Source organism: Pseudomonas sp. SCA2728.1_7, from assembly GCF_018138145.1.
Taxonomy (GTDB): Bacteria; Pseudomonadota; Gammaproteobacteria; order Pseudomonadales; family Pseudomonadaceae; genus Aquipseudomonas; species Aquipseudomonas koreensis_A.
Genome location: NZ_CP073104.1, coordinates 1148666 through 1166580 on the forward strand (window position 1 = coordinate 1148666; position 17915 = coordinate 1166580).

The window sequence follows — 17915 nt, forward strand, 5'->3', positions numbered from 1 at the left end:
TGCTGCTACTGGCTTCATCGCGAGCAGGCTCACTCCTACAAGGGTCTGCGGTGAACACAAATCCACTGTAGGAGTGAGCCTGCTCGCGATAAGGCCAGAACAGTCACCACTCTTCCTGCCTACCTGTGATGTGCAACAGGCCGGCGATTTTTATAGGGCAGGCTTTAGATCAATAGGTGACTAAAACCCGCCATCTCTGAGCATTTTCAGAACTTGTAACTGACCCGCGTGTACAGCGTTCGGCCAAATGGGTCGCCATATTTCGGGTCGTAGCCGCTCTGGAACGTGTAAGTCTGGTTGCTGAACGGTGGTTCGCGGTCGAACAGGTTTTTCGCGCCGAGGGTCACGCTCAGGGTCTTGCGCCAGGTGTAGGTGCCGGCCAGATCCCAGACGTTGTACGAGCCGACGTAATCGTGGGTGTCGCGATCGGAGTCGTGGTAACCGCTGGTGTAGCGGTTGGTCAGCGCGGCGCCGAACGGGCCGTAATTCCAGCTGCCGGTCAGGCTGTGGCGCCAGCGCGCCACGGCACCCGCCGAGGCAAAGTCACCGCCACGGAAATCGCCGAGCTTGTCGATGTAGTCGCCCTTGAGCTGTTGCTGGTAGTCATAACGGGTGACGTAAGTGCCTTGCAGGCCGATGCCGAAATTGCCGTACGGCGTGCTCGGCAAGCGGTAATCGAAGCTGACGTCGACGCCATTGGTCTTGATCTTGCCGAGGTTGGCCAGGCCGGTGACGATGTGATCGATGGAGCCATCCGGCTTGCGCACCAGGCGATCCGGATACAGCTCAGGATTCTCGAACACCGCCGACTCGGGGAATTCGGCAATCTGGTTGGCGATGTCGATCCACCAGAAATCCAGCCCGGCCGTCAGGCGTTCGAACGGCTGGTAGACAAAGCCGAGGGTGACGTTGCGTGCGGTTTCCGGGCTCAGATCGGTATTGCCACCGCTGGTGCGATTGAACTGCTGCGCGCAGTCGCGGTTGGCGATGCCGCCATTGCTCGGATTGCCGCCAGCGCACAAGCGTGGATCGTTGTAGTTGGCGTTGGTGAAACTGGTGAAAGTCGGGTTGTACAGCTCATACAACGACGGCGCACGGAACCCTTCGCTGTAGGCACCACGTACCACCAACTCCTTGAACGGCTGGAAGCGGAACGAGTATTTCGGATTGGTGGTGCTGCCGAAGTCACTGTACTTGTCGTGGCGTACGGCGGCGGACAGTTCGAGGCTGTCGAGCACCGGCACGTTGACCTCGGCGTACTCGGCGGAAACGCTGCGATCTCCGGCAACGCTGCCGTTCGGATCGACACCAAGGCTTTGCACGTCGCCGGCAAATTGGGCGAAATCCTGATGGAAGTCCTCCTTGCGATACTCGCCGCCCAGTGCCAATGCCGAAGGACCGGCGCCGAACCAGTCGCCGATTTCACGACTGACGCGCCCGTCGATGGCCTTCACCCGCCCTACCGCCGTGGCGTAATCACCGTCCACCGCGTTGGCCGCCAACAGCGCGGAACCGGCAGCCGTCTGCGGACCGAACGGGTTGATCACGCCATTGGCAATACCGGCACTGACGGCGCGGTCGTTGACGTAACCGTCCTGAATGCTGTTGACCACTTTGTTCTGGTTGTACGAGGCACCGAGGTTGTAATCCCAGCCGACCAGCGTGCCGTCGAAACTCAGCAGCAAGCGCTGACTGGTGTTGTCGTCTTCGTGCTGACGCGCGCCAACGGCGGTTTCGCGCCAGTTCACGTCGACCGGTTGCGTCGGGTCGAGGGCAAAACCGTTCGGCCCGGGGGTGATGCCGTTGCCCGGATAGAACGCCGTGCCGGGGTTGACCTGATTACCCATCAACGTACCGGGGCCGATTTGCGTGCGGTTTTCGTTTTGCGCCCAGAAGTATTCGAGGCTGACGTTGTGATCGTCCGACAGCTTGCCGGTGGCTTTGGCGAAAGCCGAAGTCTTCTCCGTTTCCGGCACCAGATCGAGGTAGTTCCACAGGCTCTGCCGGCAGATGCCGTTGCGCGCCAGCAAACCCGGTGCGTTGCAGCCAGAACCGGCCAAAGGGTTGGTGGCGTTACTGCCCTGACTCCAGTTGGCCGGCGAGGCGGTGCCGGAGGTGTAATCAAGTCCGCGGTTGGGCTGATAGTTGTAGGTGTAGCCGCGATCCTCAGCGGCCAGGCGTTGCTGCTTGTCGTAACTGACCACACCAAACACGTTGAAGCGATCCTCCTGCAAGTCACCGAAGCCCCAACTGCCGCTGAAGTTGCGGCTTTCACCGCCCCCCGAATGGGTTGGCGTGTCGTAGTTGGTGCTGATCTGCCCTTCGGTGAGGCTGGTCTTGGTGATGAAGTTGATCACCCCGCCAATCGCATCGGTGCCATACAGCGCCGAGGCGCCATCGCGCAGCACTTCCACACGGTCAATGGCGGCGAACGGAATGGTGTTGAGGTCAACACCGGAGCCGTTGATCGCATTGGTCGCGTTGTTGCTCAGGCGCCGACCGTTGAGCAGCACCAAGGTTTTGTTGGCGCCGATGCCGCGCAGATCCGCATAAGACGCCCCGCCACTGCTTGACCCCACCGAACGCCCGGAGCCGACCGAAGACTGGTTGGCAGAAATGCGACTGACCAGCTCTTCGGTGGTGGTGACGCCCTGCTCGCGCAGCTCTTCGACGCGCAGGATGGTCACCGGCACCGCCGTTTCTGCATCGACCCGGCGGATTGCCGTCCCCGTGACTTCGACACGCTGCAGTTGAGTGGTCGGTTCGGTTGCCGTGCTGTCAGCGGCAATGGCCGGCAGCGTGTTGATTGCCAGCAGCAAGGCCAGGCTCAAAGGTGATTTGACGGGTGAAAACTGAGTCATGAACAGCCATCCCTGCGTTTTGGTTTATGCAGGGATGTGCAATGACGAATAAGGATTTATAGAGGGCGACTTAGACTGTTGGGTGCTGAGGTTATGCAAAGAATGCCATGCCTCCGTATCAAGCCGATGCCATCTCCCTCAGCAACCGTGTATCCAGGCCAAAACGTTCTTGAGAGACCATTTTGAACTGCCCCGCTGCGAGGTCGCAGCTCACCAGCAGATTCCACGAGTGGCGGGTTGCCGCCGAGGGAATCAGGACAAACGGATGCTCATCCAGTAAAGCGTCGGCAAACCGCTGTTGATTGGGCGACGGCCACGCGGGACTCAACCAGTAAGGATTCGGTACCTCTTCAGGCTGAACGACTTTGACCCGTGCATCGCGGATGACTTCAAAGCACGTCAGCACATATGGCTCTCTGTCCAGTGCATCAAAACTATTATTGGCCGCCACCTCCAGAATGGCCGAGGACGGGTCGACAGATGCATAGACGACTCGCCGGCCAGGCGCATTCCATCGACCGCCCTTCAGTTGTGAACCCATCCCGCTGTCCCATGTCTCTCCGTAGGCCTCCTGATCCAGGCGCCAGCCATACCAGTGCCCTTCCCAGGGCAAGGGATTCATGGGTAACCCCCGTACAGAACCCGACACAAGTATTGCTCGACCATCTGGAAACCGAGCGGATGGTGGGTCAACTCCAACGGCACGTAGCCATTAAGGTAAGGGGTGGACTTCTGCATCCATATTTCCGCCTGTGACAGCCCCCCGAATGCACGAGTGGCCATCTCCAGCACCAGCGCATATTGGTAGGCGACAACACTCTGCTGCGAGTCAAGCCGTATCGATTTGCCTTCCTTCAGCAGCCGCTGCACGGTTCTGACAGACCTGCCGGTGATGCGTTTGACCATGTCTTCGCGCAGGTACATTTCGGAAGTCGAAAGCATGTTGACGACGTCGCTCAGCTCAAAGCCCTCCTCGGTAAGGCGGACAATCAGCATGGCGTCGTCACCGAGGTCCTGGCCGTTCACGAGCAGATCGACAGGCTTGCCCGCGACCTTCTTCAGCCCCGTCAGCCGGGGCACTTTTGCTTGGGGCATCGCGACATCCTCCATGGGGCATCTGGCGCGATCGTCGATCCAGAAGTTGCGCAGGGAATAAACAGAGGTTTCATGCTCAATGAGTGGGGTACGCATAATTGATCCTTTATCCGGGAGCCTGAGCGCTCAAGCTGCTCAGCGACTTCAATGTCAGATCCAATGCTATAGATCGCGCTTCCGACGACCAACCTGAAAAGGTCGTCGGAAATATCCCCTGCTTATCGCAAAACCTGCCATTTTCCGTAGGACGTAAACGCGAGATGCCTGCCCTCAGCCGCCGAAGTGATAACTCACATCGAGCCACCATTGCCGTCCATACGGGTCATAGTTGCCGGTCGGGTAATACGGCCATCCCGCCGAATCATCGTGTTTGACCTGATTGAGCACGTTGTTCACGGTCAGCCCGACACTTGCCCGATCATTGAGTTTGTAACGCGCACTGGCGTTGAACACCGTCCACGGCGACAGGCGCCCGTCTCCTGCACCGTTGGTGACCGAACCGTAACGAATGCCCATCAGCGTCGCCGTGGCCTTCTGGTAATCCCAGGTCAGGCTGGCGTTGACCTTGCTGCGCCAGTCGTAATTGGTGCGTGAAGTGCGCCAGTCTTGCGTCGGTGCTTCTTCCGATTCCTTGTAGTAATGCGAAAGCACCAAGGTGTAGCCCAGCGCCGAACTGAACGCGCCGTACTGCCCGGCACCCCAGCGGATATTGCTCTTGAAGTCCAGACCACTGACCCGCTCGCTGGCGGCGTTGATCGCGTTGACCCGCACGCGATTCAGCTGGTTGGGATCGACTGCGGCATTGCCGGCGTTGCGATCGATGCGCGCCAGGGTCGACTGGCAATTGGCCGAATTGATGTCCTGAGTGCCATTGCGGCATTCGTTTTCCTGTTGCAGCAGCCGGTTTTCATCGACGGTGGTCAGCAGATCATCGATCTCGACGCGCCAGAAATCGGTGGAGAAATCGAAGTTGCGCGACGGCGACCAGACAAACCCGTAGGTCCACGATTTGCCGCGTTCAGACTCCAGATTCGCGGTGCCGCTCTGGGTGTAATCGACCCGCCCACGATCACACGCGCCCTCCACGCCCTGGCTGCAACCGTAGTAATCGATCTGCGCCGGGTAGTAGCCGTTGCTGTCGGACTGGTAGATGTAATTCAGGTCCGGCGCACGGAAACTGGTGCCGTAACTGCCGCGCAGCAACAGGCTGGTGACCGGGCGCCACTCAAGCCCGAGGTTGTAGGTTTTCTGCTGCTCGGTGCGGCCGCTGAATTTGTATTGGTCCCAGCGCCCGGCGGCAGTCGCCAACAGCGTGTCGGTGACCGGAATGCTGAACTCGCCACCCGCCGCATAGCGCTTGCGCGAGCCCCCGGAACTTTGTTGTGGGCTTACGCCGTAAAACGTGCCGTCGTTGAGGCCATCGTCCGGGTCAACGCGATACTCCTGCTTGCCCGCTTCCAGCACCCCGGCGAAACCCACCGGGCCGGCCGGCAAGTCGAACAGATCACCATTGACCGAAGCGTTGTAACTGGTCGACACCGACTTGCTGCTCTGGGTCAGATTGCCGCGAAACTGCTGCCACTCCTGCGGCGTCAGCGGCCGGTCGAGCCGTGAAGCATCCGGGGCGAACACTGGATACCCGCCGCTGACACCGAGTTGCGGGCCGAGGTAGAAATCCTGAATCGATGACAGTGGCGTGTAGCGCGTGGTCCTGACGCTGCGATATTCCGAGCGATTGGCTGCCAGATCGTAACTCCAGCCGGTGTCGGCGATCTTGTCCGAGAGCCCCAGGGTGCCGGTCCACGAGGTGTCGCGCCACTTGCTGTTGTTGCTGGTGCGACCACCGATTTCCTCTTCACCGAAGCGTCGATACCAGCGCTCCAGATTGCCGCTGTTCTGATTGATGAAATCCGGCGAGGTGAAGGTCGGCCCGCGCGTGTTGTTCTGGATATGGTCGAGGCCGTACATCAAATCGGCGAAGACCTGACCGCTGTCGCTGAAATGCCAGGTGCCACGGGTGTAGCCGTCGTAGTTTTCCTTCTGGGTCTGCACGGTCCAGTAATCGTTGTACATCTGATCGGTGCGGCAGCGCCCGCCGCTGTTGACCAGTTTGTTGTCGAAGGTGCCCTGATAAGCACCGCAACCCGGTCCCAGATAACGACTGTTGCTCAGGTCGCGGCGGTAACCGACGTCCGCCAGCGGGCCGTTTTGCATAAAGCCACGGTCATCGGCCCAGATCGGATCGCGGTTGGTCAGCTCCAGACCGAACAAACCGTCAAAATCCCCCCAACTGCCACCGCCGCTGATTTGCAAACGCTGGTTGTCACCGCCGCCGCGCTCACTGGTGCCGCCCTTGAGGTTGACGTCGACGCCGTTGATCTTGTCCTTGAGGATGATGTTGACCACCCCGGCGATCGCGTCCGAGCCGTAAATCGCCGAGGCGCCGCTGCTGAGGATTTCGATGCGTTCGATAACCGCCGACGGAATGTTCGCCAGGTTGGTGAAGTTGACCTTGCCGTCGTACGGCGTCGGGTAGTCGGCGACGCGACGGCCATTGATCAGCACCAGCGTATGGTTCGGGCCGAGGCCGCGCAGGTTGAGCGCGCTGGCCGCCGGTTGCCAGGTGTTGCCGTAATCTTCGCCTTGGGTCATGCCGGTGTTTTGCGTCTGCGTCGCGAGGGCGTCGTAGACGTTTTTGTAGCCGCGCGCCTCCATTTCCTCGTGGGTGATGACGTTGACCGGCGTGGCGCCATCGCTCTGCGCGCGGGCGATGCGTGAGCCAGTGACGGTGACTTTTTCCATGCGGTAATCGGCGCTGGTGACCGGTGCCACGGTCGTGACTTTCGCCGGCGCATCGGCTGCGCGAACGGTCAGGCCCTGAGTGCTTTGCTCGACTTGCAGGTCGCTGCCGAGCAAGGCTTTTTCTACTGCCTGACGACCGCCCAACGCACCGCGCACCGCTGCGCTGCGTTTGCCTTGCACCAATTCCTGACTAAAGGAAATCGGCACGCCGCTCTGCCGCGAGATGTCCAGCAGCACTTCGTCGAGCGGTCCGCTGGCGATGTCGAAGGTAAACACCGCTGCAGCAGGTTCCTGGGCAACCGCCGCCCATGGACTGATGCCCATCGCCAACGCAGCGGCGAGGGTCAATCGAGGTAATTGTTGTTTGATTGAGAACATCGAAGGGTTTCCCTGTTGAAGGCATCTGCAGGGAATGAGCAGCGGGCCAGCGCTTTTTATAGGGCGGCGATTAGGCCAAGAAGTTATGGGTTTATAACCGCGCGTCGATGCTGACCCAGTACGGGTTGTGCCAGGTCACGCGGATCGGCAGCGAGCGTTCCAGCAGTTGCAACGTACGATCGCTGTCGTCGAGCGGATAGAGGCCGCTGAGGCGCAGGTCGGCGACTTCCGGACTCAGATGCAAGATGCCGCGACGGTAGCGACGCAAGCTGTCGATGACTTCGTACAAAGGCCGGTCACGCACTTCCAGGCGACCTTGCACCCAGGCACTTTCCTGACCGGTGCTGCGTTCCAGCGACAGCACTCCAGCGCCGTTGAATAACAGACTTTCTCCGGCCTGCACCACTTGCCGCTCGCCACCCGCCGTAACCACTTCGACCTGCGAATGGAGCAGCACCAATCGCGTCGTATCTTCGCTGTACTGCACGAGAAACTTCGTCCCCAGCGCCCGCATGCGCCCATGTTCGGTCTCGACCACGAAGGGCCGCGCCGGCTCTTTTGCCACGTCGACCAGCAACTCGCCACTGCGCAACGCGAGCAAGCGTTGCTGGCCATCGAACAACGGCACCACACGACTGCGCGCATTCAGGGTCAGCGCACTGCCATCAGCCAGGGTGAAGTTGCGTCGCTCACCGGTGCCGGTCGACAACTCCCCCGCCTCCGGCAGCCAGCCGTAGCGCCGTCCGAGCAACCCGGCCAACAGCGCAATGCCGAGCACACTCAAACTGCCGCTGATGAATCGTCGGCGACTCGACGGCGCATTGAGACTATGCAGCAGGCTGTTGCGCGGCACGTTGCGCAAGCTCGGGCTGCGCAGCAAATTCAGGCCGCCGCCCATTTGTTCGATGACCTGCTGATGCCGAGGATCGGCAACGCGCCACGCCTCGAATGCGGCCCGCTCAGCCATGCCCGCCTCGCCCGACTGCAGCAACGCCAGCCATTGCGCCGCCTCGTCGATCACCGCCTCGTCCGGCCTCATGCCTGCATCGCCTGATAGCAGCGCTTGAACGCTTCGACCATGTATTGCTGCACGCGACTGGTGGACACGCCGAGGCGCTCGCCGATCTCGCTGTAGGTCAAACCGTCGAGCTGGTGGTAGAGAAACGCCGCTTTGGCCTTGGCCGACAGCCCGTTGAGCAAGCGATCAACTGCCAGCAACGCTTCGATCACCAGCGCCCGCTCTTCCGGAGACGGATGCACCGGTTCGGGCGCCAGCGCCAGACTTTCCAGATAGGCGCGCTCAAGGTCCTGACGGCGCCAGCCTTCGTACACCAGCCGCCGGGCGATGGTGGTGAGCAGCGCGCGTGGCTCGCGAATGGCCGTGGGGTCAGGCAGTGCCAGCACCCGCAGAAAGGTTTCCGAAGCGATGTCCTGCGCACTGTGCGGGCAACCCAGCGTGCGGCCAACGGCAGCACACAGCCAGCGATAGTCCTTTTGGAACATCTGCCCGATGATCTGGTAATGCGGGTTGTACCCACCCATGCCTTGCTCCCTGAAACGGGTCCCACCCGCTGCGAAAAACCATCGTTCTGCCGGGATCGTCCGGCTCTGATCAGGCGCGACTGTGCAATAGCCTCGAAGACATTTGAAGTAATAAAAAATCAGCACAAGCAAACCATTGAGCATAAGGCGCTTGGTCGCCGTAGAAACATTGGCTGACAGAACGTTGACCTCGGTCACTGGCGCGTGGCCGGTCACTGATTAATCTCGCGGCTCCATCGAAAGCCAAGGACGGCTCACCGAGAGCCCGAGGCTGAACTCACTCAAGGAAGAGCAAGCATGCGACCACTCAACATCATTCTGCTGTCATCGGCCTTCAACGGCCTGACCCAACGCGCCTGGCTGGAACTGCGTGAGGCCGGGCACTCATCCAGCGTTGTGCTGTTTACCGATGAACAAGCGGTGTGCGAGCAGATCGAACACAGCCGCGCGGATCTGGTGATCTGCCCGTTCCTCAAAGACCGCGTACCGCAGGCGCTGTGGAGCAATACCGAACGGCCGGTGGTGATCATCCATCCCGGCATCGTCGGCGATCGCGGCGCCAGTGCCCTCGACTGGGCGATTACCAACGAGCTGCCGAGCTGGGGCGTCACTGCCTTGCAAGCCGTCGAGGAAATGGACGCCGGCCCGGTGTGGGCCACCTGCGAATTCAACTTGCCGGCGGGCCTGCGCAAATCCGAGCTGTACAACGGCCGGGTCAGTGACGCGGCGATTCGTTGCATACGCGAAGTGGTGGAGAAGTTCATCGAAGGCTTTGAACCGATTGCCCTCGACTATGCCAATGCGAAAGTGCGTGGGCGTTTGCAGCCGAACATGAAACAGGTCGACCGCAGTTTCAGCTGGCACGACTGCGCGCGCTTCATCAAACGCTGCATCGATGCCGCCGACGGCCAGCCCGGTGTGCTGGCGAGCCTGGCCGGCGGTCAATATTACGTTTACGACGCACACCTCGATTCGCGCAGCGGCGTGCCCGGCGAAATTCTCGCAGTGCATGACGATGCCGTACTCGTCGCGGCCGGCGATCAAAGCCTGTGGATCGGCGCACTACGACGCAAACCGCAACCCGGCGAGGAAACCTTCAAGCAACCGGCGCGGCACCTGTTGGCCGGGCAACTGGCCGATGTGCCGGTGCTCGACTGGTCGATCGCTACACAGCCGTTCAGTGACGAAGCGTATCAACCGCTGCGGTATCGCGAATCCGGCATCGTCGGCGAGCTGACCTTCGAGTTTTACAACGGCGCCATGAGCACCGAGCAATGCCAGCGCATGGTCTCCGCGCTGCGCTGGGCCAAGTCCCGTGATACCCAGGTGTTGCTGATCAAGGGCGGGCGCGGCAGCTTTTCCAACGGCGTGCATTTGAACGTGATTCAAGCTGCGCAGGATCCGGGCGCCGAAGCCTGGGCCAATATTCAGGCGATTGATGATGTCTGCGCAGAACTGCTGACGGCCCGGCAACTGGTGGTCAGCGGCGTTACCGGCAACGCCGGCGCCGGTGGCGTAATGCTCGCACTCGCGGCCGACATTGTCTTTGCCCGCGCCGATGTCGTACTCAATCCGCATTACAAGAGCATGGGTTTGTATGGCTCCGAATACTGGACTTACAGCCTGCCCCGCGCCGTCGGCCCGGCCATGGCCGAGCAATTGACCCAGGCCTGTCTGCCGGTGAGCGCGGTGCAGGCGTGGCAACTGGGCATGGTTCAGGAAATCGGCCCGCGCTGCCCGGACGAGTTCTCCCTGTGGTTGCTGCAGCGGGCCAACGGAGTAGTGAGCGATCCGACCTATGCTGCGGTGCGCGAGCGCAAGGCGCGGGTTGATCAGGTGTTGATCCAGCAGTGCCGCGAAACCGAGTTGCAGGAGATGCAGGAAGACATGCTCTACAACCGCAATCAGTTTGCCGAGAAGTGCCGAAATTTTGTCTACAAGCGCAAGGTGTGTGGCACGCCGGCGCGGTTGATCGAGGAGTGGGCGCGGGTGCGTTTGACCGAGTTGGCCAGTTGATTTTGCGGTGACTGCTTTCCCCTCACCCTAGCCCTCTCCCCAAGGAGAGGGAACCGAGCCGGGGATATTGGCGATCTACACCGACCTGAGAGTCTTGCTCTGAATCCATAATCGCTTCGATCTTTCAGGTCGATGTATGGCGCAAGACACCGAGGTCAGTCCCCTCGCCCACAACTTCTATACAAGCGCATGGTGTGTGGCACGCCGACGCGATTGATCGAGGAGTGGGCGCGGGTGCGGTTGACCGAGGTGGCCAGTTGATTTTGGCGGTGACTGCTTTCCCCTCACCCTAGCCCTCTCCCGAGGGAGAGGGAACCGAGCCGGGGATATTGGGGATTTACACCGACCTGAGGGTCTTGCTCTGAATCCATAATCGACTCGATCTTTCAGGTCGATGTATGGCGCAAGACACCTCGGTCAGTCCCCTCTCCCACAACTTCTATACAAGCGCAAGGTGTGTGGCACGCCGGCGCGGTTGATCGAAGAGTGGGCGCGGGTGCGTTTGACCGAGTTGGCCAGTTGATTTTGGCGGTGACTGCTTTCCCCTCACCCTAGCCCTCTCCCAAGGGAGAGGGAACTGATTGGGGGATGCTGTAGAGGTTCGCCGACATGAACGATCACTACTGAATCCATAATCGACTCGGTCTTTCAGGTCGATGCATGACGCAAAACACCTCGGTCAGTCCTCTCTCCCAAAGGAGAGGGAACCGAGCCGGGGATATTGAAGATTTACACCGACCTGAGAGTCTTGCTCTGAATCCATAATCGCCTCGGTCTTTCAGGTCGATGCATGACGCAAGACACCTCGGTCAGTCCCCTCTCCCTCCGGGAGAGGGTTAGGGTGAGGGGCTTTTGCCTTTACAATGCCCGACACCTCAAACACCGGCCCGCCCATGGACATCGATCTCGCTCGCACCTTCCTGGAAATCGTCCGCCACGGCAGCCTCGCCGCGGCCGCGCAGAAGCTGTTCGTCACGCAAACGGCGATCACCGCCCGGGTGCAGAAACTCGAAAGTCAGCTGGGCAGCACACTGTTCGTGCGCAACCGCGCCGGGGCGAAGCTGACGCCCAACGGTGAGGCCTTTGTCATCTACGCCAATCAACTGGTGCAGACCTGGGAAGCCGCGCGCCGCGATCTGCCGCTGCCCGAGGGTTATCACAACGTGCTGCACATCGGTGGCGAAGTCAGCCTGTGCAACCCGTTGATGCTCAGTTGGGCGGCGGAGTTGCGCGAAAAGATTCCCGGGCATGCCCTGCGCATGGAAATCCGCGACGGCGAAAACCTGCTGCGCCAGCTCGAACTCGGTGTGCTCGACGCCGCACTGGTCTATCAGCCGGAATACTGGCCCGGATTGCAGGTCGAGCAGGTGCTGGAAGAAAAACTGATTCTGGTGCGCGCGCCCGAGCGCCCCGATCCCTACGTCTACATCGACTGGGGCCCGGACTTCCGCCGCCAGCATGACGCCGCCCTGCCGGAAAAAGCCAAAGCGGCGCTGAGTTTCAACCTCGGCCCGCTGGCCCTGCAATACATCCTCGAACACGGCGGCAGCGGCTACTTCCGCACCCGCGTGGTCCGCACGTATCTGGAGAGCGGCGCCTTGGAAGCAGTGACCAAAGCCCCTGAATTCGGCTACCCGACTTACCTGGTCTACTCACGCGACCGCGATTCGGCAACGCTGCAACAAGCCTTCCATCTGCTGCGCGAAGTGATCCGCACCGATGATGACTGGTCGCAACGCTGGAACCCGTTGAGCTGAAGCGGCGGCTTCGTACCGGAGCATGGCGCATGTGACACCGAGGTCCGGCCTGCACAAACGGCCGGATCGGCTAATCTGCCGGGTATAACAACAATCCCGCAGGTGATGCAGTGAGGCAGACCGCCGAGGCATTTCGCAGCCGCTACCGCGCGGCCATTCATCCGCTGTACAACCCATGGCTGCACGGTGCCTTCGTGCTGCTGTTCGGCGTGCTGGCCATCGCTGCGTTCTGGAGCAGCGTACGGCAGGTCAGTCTGCTGGAATGGCTGACGGTGCCGTTGACCCTGCTGCTGTTCAATTTCGGCGTGTACATGGTCCATCGCCATCTCGGCCACCACAAAAAAACCTTCGCGAAAATGTTCTACGCCCGGCATGCCGGCGATCATCACAGTTTCTTCACCCCCGGCCATATGACCTACGACAGTGCGCGTGACTGGCGGGTGATTCTGTTCCCCGCCTGGCTGATTGTGCTGCATACGCTGGTGATCACCCTGCCGCTGTGGTGGCTGTTGGCACAGGTAAACACCAACGTTGCCGGGTTGTTCGGTGGCTGCATGGTGCTGGGTTATCTGACTTACGAGGTGTTCCACGCCTGCGAGCATTTGCCGGCGGACAACCCTTTGGCACGCCTGCCATGGATCCGCCAGATGCGCCGCTTGCACGAGCTGCATCACCGCCGCGAACGCATGCAGGAGCGCAATTTCAACATCGTCCTGCCGCTGATGGACTACCTGTTCGGCACTCTTTACTGGGAGCCGGAAACCGCCCCGTTGAACTATTCGAGACAAGCCATGACCCGCATGCAGCACACCATCGATATCGCTGGCGACCCGATTGCCGTACTTGCCTACGCCGCCAGTGTCGGGCGCTGGCCGGAGTGGCACCCCTCGTCGCTGAAAATCGACGGCCCACACGGCCCGCTGCATGCCGGCGCGCGCTTTGAAGAGGACATTCATGCCGGCGGCCGCGAAGGCCATTTGAGCTGGGAAGTCACCGAGTATTTGCCCGGCCGACGCTGGTGCGCGCGGGCGCAGGGCGATCATGGCTTATCGCTGCTGCTGACCTATGAATGCAGCGCCGACGACAGCGGTACACGATTTGTCCGCACGCTGGATTATCGCTTCGGCGGTCTGGGCATGCGCATCGCCAATCACCTGCTGCTGAAACGCCGCATCGAGCGCGAATCCGCTGCATCGATGCTGGCGCTGCGCGACATGGCCGCCCAGTACCTGGCCTCGGCGAGGGCCAGCGCGTGAAGCTACGGCATCTGTTGTTGCTGCTGATCCTCATCGTCATCGCGTTCTTATTGTTGATGCCGACCAAAGTCGAACCCGTGGCCTGGACGCCGCCTCCAGCACCTTCGCTGACAGAAGGCATTTACGCCGAGAACCAGAAACTCAAAGCCGCAGCGCAGGTCGGGCCGAGCGACATCGAAGGGCCGGAAGCGTTGCTGCTGGAGAGTGATTTCTTGATCACCGGGCTGCACGACGGCCGACTGATCCGTACCAGCCTCGACGGCCAGCAACGCAAAGTACTCGCCGACACCGGTGGCCGTCCGCTGGGCCTGGCCCGGCACCCGAACGGCTTGCTGGTGATTGCCGACGGGGTGAAGGGTTTGCTGTCCCTTGATGCGCAAGGTCAGTTGATCCCTTTGACCACGGAGGCCAATGGTCTGGCGTTCGGTTTCACCGATGACGTGGCCATCGACAAGTCCGGGCATTACGCCTATTTCAGCGATGCTTCCAGCCGTTGGGGCTATGGCCATGACGGCGAGGCAATCATCGAGCACGGCGGCGACGGACGTCTGCTGCGCTACGACTTTCAGAGCGGTAAAACCAGTGTCCTGCTCGATAAGCTTGAGTTCGCTAACGGCGTGACCCTCGGCCCGGACGATGCCTATGTGCTGGTCAACGAAACCGGCGCTTATCGCATCAGCCGTTACTGGCTGACCGGGCCGAAAGCCGGTACTCACGATGTGTTTATCGACAACCTGCCGGGGCTGCCGGACAACCTCGCGTTCAATGGCAGCAATCGGTTCTGGGTGGCGTTGTATGCGCCACGCAATGCTCTGCTTGATGGCACCGCCGGGCATCCGTTCGTGCGCAAGATGATTGTGCGGGCGCTGAAGGTTTTACCGAAACCGGTGGAAAAGCGCGGGTTTGTGCTGGGGCTGGACCTGGACGGCAAGGTGATTGCCAATCTGCAGGATGCGAGCAGTGGCAATTATTCGCCGATTACCACGGTGCGTGAGTATGGGCCGTGGTTGTATTTTGGCTCGTTGAAGGCCACACATATGGCGCGGATGCCGTTGGATGCGGCCCTGAAGTGAATCTGGCAGTTTTGTGGTGAATGGGCTGACGTCTTCGCGAGCAGGCTCGCTCCCACAGGGTTATTTGCTGGTCACAGCATTTGTGGCCAACAGATATCTACTGTGGGAGCGAGCCTGCTCGCGAAAGCGGTCTGTCAGTTACTGGATTTATCGAACTTGTCCGGATCTTCGTCTTCAGGCAGATCCTCTTCCGGCTCTTCGGGATTGGCCGTGGTATGCGCCGGGCTGTTGGGTTCGGGATGCGTGGGAACCGGGTCGAATGCGCCCTGCTCTTCACTGGGGAATTTGGGATCGTTCATAAGGCACCTCGCAATGAGTCGGATGGAAGACTCTGTACATTCGAGGTGCCGCTCGTGGCTGTCGTTCCCGTCAATCCGCAACCGCAGGTCGGCGGATCAGGACGGAGCCTGCAAATGGCTGACGATTTCGTCTTTGACCTTCAGGCGTTTCTCTTTGAGCTTTTTCAATGCGTCATCGGTGGGGGCATCTGAAGTGGCCGTTTCGGCTTTGACCACATCGGCGTCGGCTTGGGAATACTTGTTGATCAGTGAATCCAATCGTGGATCCTGGGTGCGTTTTTGCTGGATCTCTTCCTTCGTGCAACTCAAGTCCTGAAACAGGTCATGGGGAACCGGCATGGAACACCTCCGTCAGTTGATCGGCTGACCAGCGCGACCGATTGCGCTGGCCAGTTATCAGAATGGCCTCGGTTGCACGCTTCTGTCGACCACCTGTCAGACCAGCGGTGCCCGTTCGTCGCCCTGTCGCAAATGCGATCAAACCTTTGTTCCCCGCATTGCCTCCATTGCTTAACACCAACAAAACTTGCGTGGAGATACACCAATGGACGGATTCAACCTGCGTCATCTGGTTTTGGCTGTCGCTTTGAGCAGCGGCATGGGCAGCGCGTTTGCTGCGACTGACAATGACTTTGTCGATAACGCTGCGGCCGGTGGCATTGCCGAAATCGAAACCAGTCGTCTGGCCCTGGAAAAAAGCCAATCGGCTGATATCAAGGCGTTTGCCAATATGATGATCACCGATCATGGCAAGGCTAACGATGAGTTGGCGACTATTGCCAAGGCCAACGATATCGAAGTCCCGGACACCACGACATTGGTCAAGCAGGCCAAGGAAAAAATCCTTGAAGTGCGTGATGAGTCCTTTGATGCCGCTTACGCCAATAATCAGGTGAAGGCGCACGAAGAGACTATTGAGCTGTTCAAGAAGCAAGCCAATACCGTGACCGATGACAAGGTCAAAGGCGCGACTGAACTGAAAGCGTTTGCGCAGAAAATGCTGCCGGGGCTGGAAAAACACCTCGCCGCCGCTAAAGAACTGCAGGCCAAACATCCGAGCAAGTAAAAAGCCTTACCCTCACCCCAGCCCTCTCCCGGAGGGAGAGGGAGCCGACCGAGGTGGAGGTTCGAGTTACGCCGACCTGAAAGTCTTGAGTCGAACTCAGGCTCTGAACAGCCGCCCATATGAAATCTCAAGTTGAACTGAGCTTTTGAAAGGCACCGAGATCAGCTCCCTTTCCCCCTCTGAGGAGAGGGATTCGGGCGGGTTGGATGTTCAAGTTACACCGACTTGAAATCTCGAGTTGAACCTGATTTTTTAAAAGCACCGAGATCGGCTCCCTTCCCCCTCTCCCCCCTGGGGGAGAGGGCTGGGGTGAGGGGGATCGATCTCAGCCACACCACCAGACTCCAGCGAAAAAAAGGCCGCATCCAATAGATAGATGCGGCCTTGTCCTCTTCACCGAACATCAACCCCCATCCGTATCAATATCCGCATCCGTCTCCTCCCCCGGTCTCGCCCGATCCGGCTGCGGTTCGAAGCCCGGACTGAACTCATTGTCGTTGTCCGTGTGCTTGTTCTTCTGATCCACCGCCGGATCACCACTCTGCGCCTGCCCATCATCGCCCTGCTGCTGCGCGGGCGCCGGCTGCCCCGGCACCTGCGGGTCGATCGCTGGATCGTTGCGGTTAATCGGTTCGCCAGATTGACTCTGCTTCGTTTGCTCGTTCATGACCACCTCGTTTGTCAAAACCAGCCCGGCGTAAACCCGCCGGGCCTTGAAGATTCGAAGCCTGCCCCACGCCAACGTTCAAAACTTCGCCGCGCCCGGCGACGCCGACTAGAGTTACCGGGACGTTCCTTGCGCCAGATCAAAAATATACGTGCATGAACGAACAACTATTTCGAACGGCAAATGTCGATCATTTCGCGGCGATCATTTTCACGATCGCCCCCCAATTCGCGACGGAGCAACAGGCACATGGCAGCACTGCAGAACAGCACACTCGATGCGATGAAAAACAAGCAAGCACAACTGCTGGGCGAATGGATCAACGGCCTGCAAGCCAGCGGCGCCACGCGTAATCTGAAAGACCACGATCTGCAGCAACAAACCACGGAATTCCTGCAACTGGTGGTCAACGGCCTGGAAAGCGACAACGGCACCAACATCAATGCACCTGGTTGGGAATCGACGCGTCAGTTCCTGGAAAAACTGTCCCACAGCCGCGCCCTGCTCGGCCAGGATTCGCAGCAGACCGCGAGTTTCATCTTCGCCCTCAAAGGCCCGCTGTTTAACCTGCTGCAGAGCCATTACAAAGACCAACCGGCGCTGCTCGCCGAACAACTCTGGGAAGTCTCCGAGCTGCTCGACGCCTTCGGCATGCACACCATCCGCACCTTTCAAAAATCCCGCGAAGCGGTGATCAAGCGTCAGCAGGAAGAACTGCTGGAACTGTCGACCCCGGTGGTCAAGTTGTGGGACGGCGTGCTGGCGCTGCCAATGATCGGCACCCTCGACTCGCAACGCACGCAAGTGGTGATGGAATCGCTGCTGCAACGCATCGTCGACACCGGTTCGGAAATCGCCATCATCGACATCACCGGCGTGCCGACCGTCGATACCCTGGTCGCCCAACACCTGCTGAAAACCGTGACCGCGATCCGCCTGATGGGCGCCGACTGCATCATCAGCGGCGTGCGTCCGCAAATTGCCCAGACCATCGTCCACCTCGGCCTCGACCTGCAAGGCGTGGTGACCAAAGCCAATCTGGCCGATGCATTGAAACTGGCCCTGACCCGTCTGGGTGTCAGCCTCGTCAAGACGGTATAAGC

At 60.1% G+C, this 17915-nt stretch carries 15 protein-coding genes; 6 read left to right on the forward strand and 9 right to left on the reverse strand.

Annotation, left to right across the window (positions count from 1 at the left end; all coding sequences use genetic code 11):
- Positions 1 to 206: 206 nt before the first annotated feature.
- The 6 genes from KBP52_RS05015 to KBP52_RS05040 all read right to left on the reverse strand — a co-directional run bounded on the left by KBP52_RS05015 (position 207) and on the right by KBP52_RS05040 (position 8678).
- Positions 207 to 2861 (reverse strand): TonB-dependent receptor, encoded by a 2655-nt coding sequence (locus tag KBP52_RS05015; protein ID WP_212622242.1) that lies wholly within the window; start codon positions 2859 to 2861, stop codon positions 207 to 209.
- 118 nt (positions 2862 to 2979) lie between these two features.
- On the reverse strand, positions 2980 to 3483 hold the full coding sequence (locus KBP52_RS05020; protein ID WP_212622243.1) for an RES family NAD+ phosphorylase: 504 nt from the start codon (positions 3481 to 3483) through the stop codon (positions 2980 to 2982).
- Entirely contained in the window at positions 3480 to 3956 is a 477-nt protein-coding gene (locus KBP52_RS05025; RefSeq protein WP_185057892.1) for an antitoxin Xre/MbcA/ParS toxin-binding domain-containing protein, read from the reverse strand. Before KBP52_RS05025 ends, KBP52_RS05020 begins: the two co-directional genes overlap by 4 nt.
- Positions 3957 to 4226: 270 nt before the next feature.
- Positions 4227 to 7136 (reverse strand): TonB-dependent receptor, encoded by a 2910-nt coding sequence (locus KBP52_RS05030; protein ID WP_212622244.1) that lies wholly within the window; start codon positions 7134 to 7136, stop codon positions 4227 to 4229.
- 91 nt (positions 7137 to 7227) lie between these two features.
- Complete coding sequence (locus tag KBP52_RS05035) at positions 7228 to 8175, reverse strand: FecR family protein (RefSeq protein WP_212622245.1); 948 nt, start codon at positions 8173 to 8175, stop codon at positions 7228 to 7230.
- Positions 8172 to 8678 carry a sigma-70 family RNA polymerase sigma factor gene (locus tag KBP52_RS05040; protein WP_034152323.1) on the reverse strand — a complete coding sequence of 169 codons (507 nt, stop codon included), beginning with the start codon at positions 8676 to 8678 and terminating at the stop codon, positions 8172 to 8174. Before KBP52_RS05040 ends, KBP52_RS05035 begins: the two co-directional genes overlap by 4 nt.
- Before the next feature lie 297 nt (positions 8679 to 8975).
- Between KBP52_RS05040 and KBP52_RS05045 the strand changes: the two genes are divergently transcribed.
- The 4 genes from KBP52_RS05045 to KBP52_RS05060 all read left to right on the forward strand — a co-directional run bounded on the left by KBP52_RS05045 (position 8976) and on the right by KBP52_RS05060 (position 14780).
- Positions 8976 to 10694, forward strand: coding sequence for a hydrogenase maturation protein (locus tag KBP52_RS05045; protein ID WP_212622246.1), 1719 nt, complete (start codon positions 8976 to 8978; stop codon positions 10692 to 10694).
- An 893-nt stretch (positions 10695 to 11587) separates the two neighbouring features.
- Complete coding sequence (locus KBP52_RS05050) at positions 11588 to 12451, forward strand: LysR family transcriptional regulator (RefSeq protein WP_077573167.1); 864 nt, start codon at positions 11588 to 11590, stop codon at positions 12449 to 12451.
- A gap of 110 nt (positions 12452 to 12561) precedes the next feature.
- Positions 12562 to 13707, forward strand: coding sequence for an SRPBCC family protein (locus tag KBP52_RS05055; RefSeq protein WP_212622247.1), 1146 nt, complete (start codon positions 12562 to 12564; stop codon positions 13705 to 13707).
- Positions 13704 to 14780 (forward strand): SMP-30/gluconolactonase/LRE family protein, encoded by a 1077-nt coding sequence (locus KBP52_RS05060; protein WP_212622248.1) that lies wholly within the window; start codon positions 13704 to 13706, stop codon positions 14778 to 14780. Before KBP52_RS05055 ends, KBP52_RS05060 begins: the two co-directional genes overlap by 4 nt.
- Positions 14781 to 14914: 134 nt before the next feature.
- Here the strand turns inward: KBP52_RS05060 and KBP52_RS05065 are convergent, their stop codons facing one another.
- Positions 14915 to 15079 carry a hypothetical protein gene (locus tag KBP52_RS05065; RefSeq protein ID WP_176091738.1) on the reverse strand — a complete coding sequence of 55 codons (165 nt, stop codon included), beginning with the start codon at positions 15077 to 15079 and terminating at the stop codon, positions 14915 to 14917.
- 96 nt (positions 15080 to 15175) lie between these two features.
- Positions 15176 to 15418, reverse strand: a complete 243-nt coding sequence (locus KBP52_RS05070) for a DUF465 domain-containing protein (RefSeq protein WP_064387680.1) — start codon at positions 15416 to 15418, stop codon at positions 15176 to 15178.
- 205 nt (positions 15419 to 15623) lie between these two features.
- On the opposite strand from KBP52_RS05070, the gene KBP52_RS05075 reads away from it, so the two are divergent.
- Positions 15624 to 16145, forward strand: a complete 522-nt coding sequence (locus tag KBP52_RS05075) for a DUF4142 domain-containing protein (RefSeq protein WP_016983387.1) — start codon at positions 15624 to 15626, stop codon at positions 16143 to 16145.
- A 403-nt stretch (positions 16146 to 16548) separates the two neighbouring features.
- On the opposite strand, the gene KBP52_RS05080 is transcribed toward KBP52_RS05075, so the two are convergent.
- Positions 16549 to 16812, reverse strand: coding sequence for a hypothetical protein (locus tag KBP52_RS05080; RefSeq protein WP_212622249.1), 264 nt, complete (start codon positions 16810 to 16812; stop codon positions 16549 to 16551).
- A gap of 249 nt (positions 16813 to 17061) precedes the next feature.
- Here KBP52_RS05080 and KBP52_RS05085 point away from each other — a divergent pair, with 249 nt between their 5' ends.
- Positions 17062 to 17913 (forward strand): STAS domain-containing protein, encoded by an 852-nt coding sequence (locus tag KBP52_RS05085; protein WP_116029042.1) that lies wholly within the window; start codon positions 17062 to 17064, stop codon positions 17911 to 17913.
- Positions 17914 to 17915: the final 2 nt, after the last annotated feature.

Coding starts and splice junctions, on each gene's coding strand:
- KBP52_RS05015 (WP_212622242.1), bottom strand. CDS start 2,861: ATGACTCAGTTTTCACCCGTCAAATCACCTTTGAGCCTGGCCTTGCTG.
- KBP52_RS05020 (WP_212622243.1), bottom strand. CDS start 3,483: ATGAATCCCTTGCCCTGGGAAGGGCACTGGTATGGCTGGCGCCTGGAT.
- KBP52_RS05025 (WP_185057892.1), bottom strand. CDS start 3,956: ATGCCCCAAGCAAAAGTGCCCCGGCTGACGGGGCTGAAGAAGGTCGCG.
- KBP52_RS05030 (WP_212622244.1), bottom strand. CDS start 7,136: ATGTTCTCAATCAAACAACAATTACCTCGATTGACCCTCGCCGCTGCG.
- KBP52_RS05035 (WP_212622245.1), bottom strand. CDS start 8,175: ATGAGGCCGGACGAGGCGGTGATCGACGAGGCGGCGCAATGGCTGGCG.
- KBP52_RS05040 (WP_034152323.1), bottom strand. CDS start 8,678: ATGGGTGGGTACAACCCGCATTACCAGATCATCGGGCAGATGTTCCAA.
- KBP52_RS05045 (WP_212622246.1), top strand. CDS start 8,976: ATGCGACCACTCAACATCATTCTGCTGTCATCGGCCTTCAACGGCCTG.
- KBP52_RS05050 (WP_077573167.1), top strand. CDS start 11,588: ATGGACATCGATCTCGCTCGCACCTTCCTGGAAATCGTCCGCCACGGC.
- KBP52_RS05065 (WP_176091738.1), bottom strand. CDS start 15,079: ATGAACGATCCCAAATTCCCCAGTGAAGAGCAGGGCGCATTCGACCCG.
- KBP52_RS05070 (WP_064387680.1), bottom strand. CDS start 15,418: ATGCCGGTTCCCCATGACCTGTTTCAGGACTTGAGTTGCACGAAGGAA.
- KBP52_RS05075 (WP_016983387.1), top strand. CDS start 15,624: ATGGACGGATTCAACCTGCGTCATCTGGTTTTGGCTGTCGCTTTGAGC.
- KBP52_RS05080 (WP_212622249.1), bottom strand. CDS start 16,812: ATGAACGAGCAAACGAAGCAGAGTCAATCTGGCGAACCGATTAACCGC.
- KBP52_RS05085 (WP_116029042.1), top strand. CDS start 17,062: ATGGCAGCACTGCAGAACAGCACACTCGATGCGATGAAAAACAAGCAA.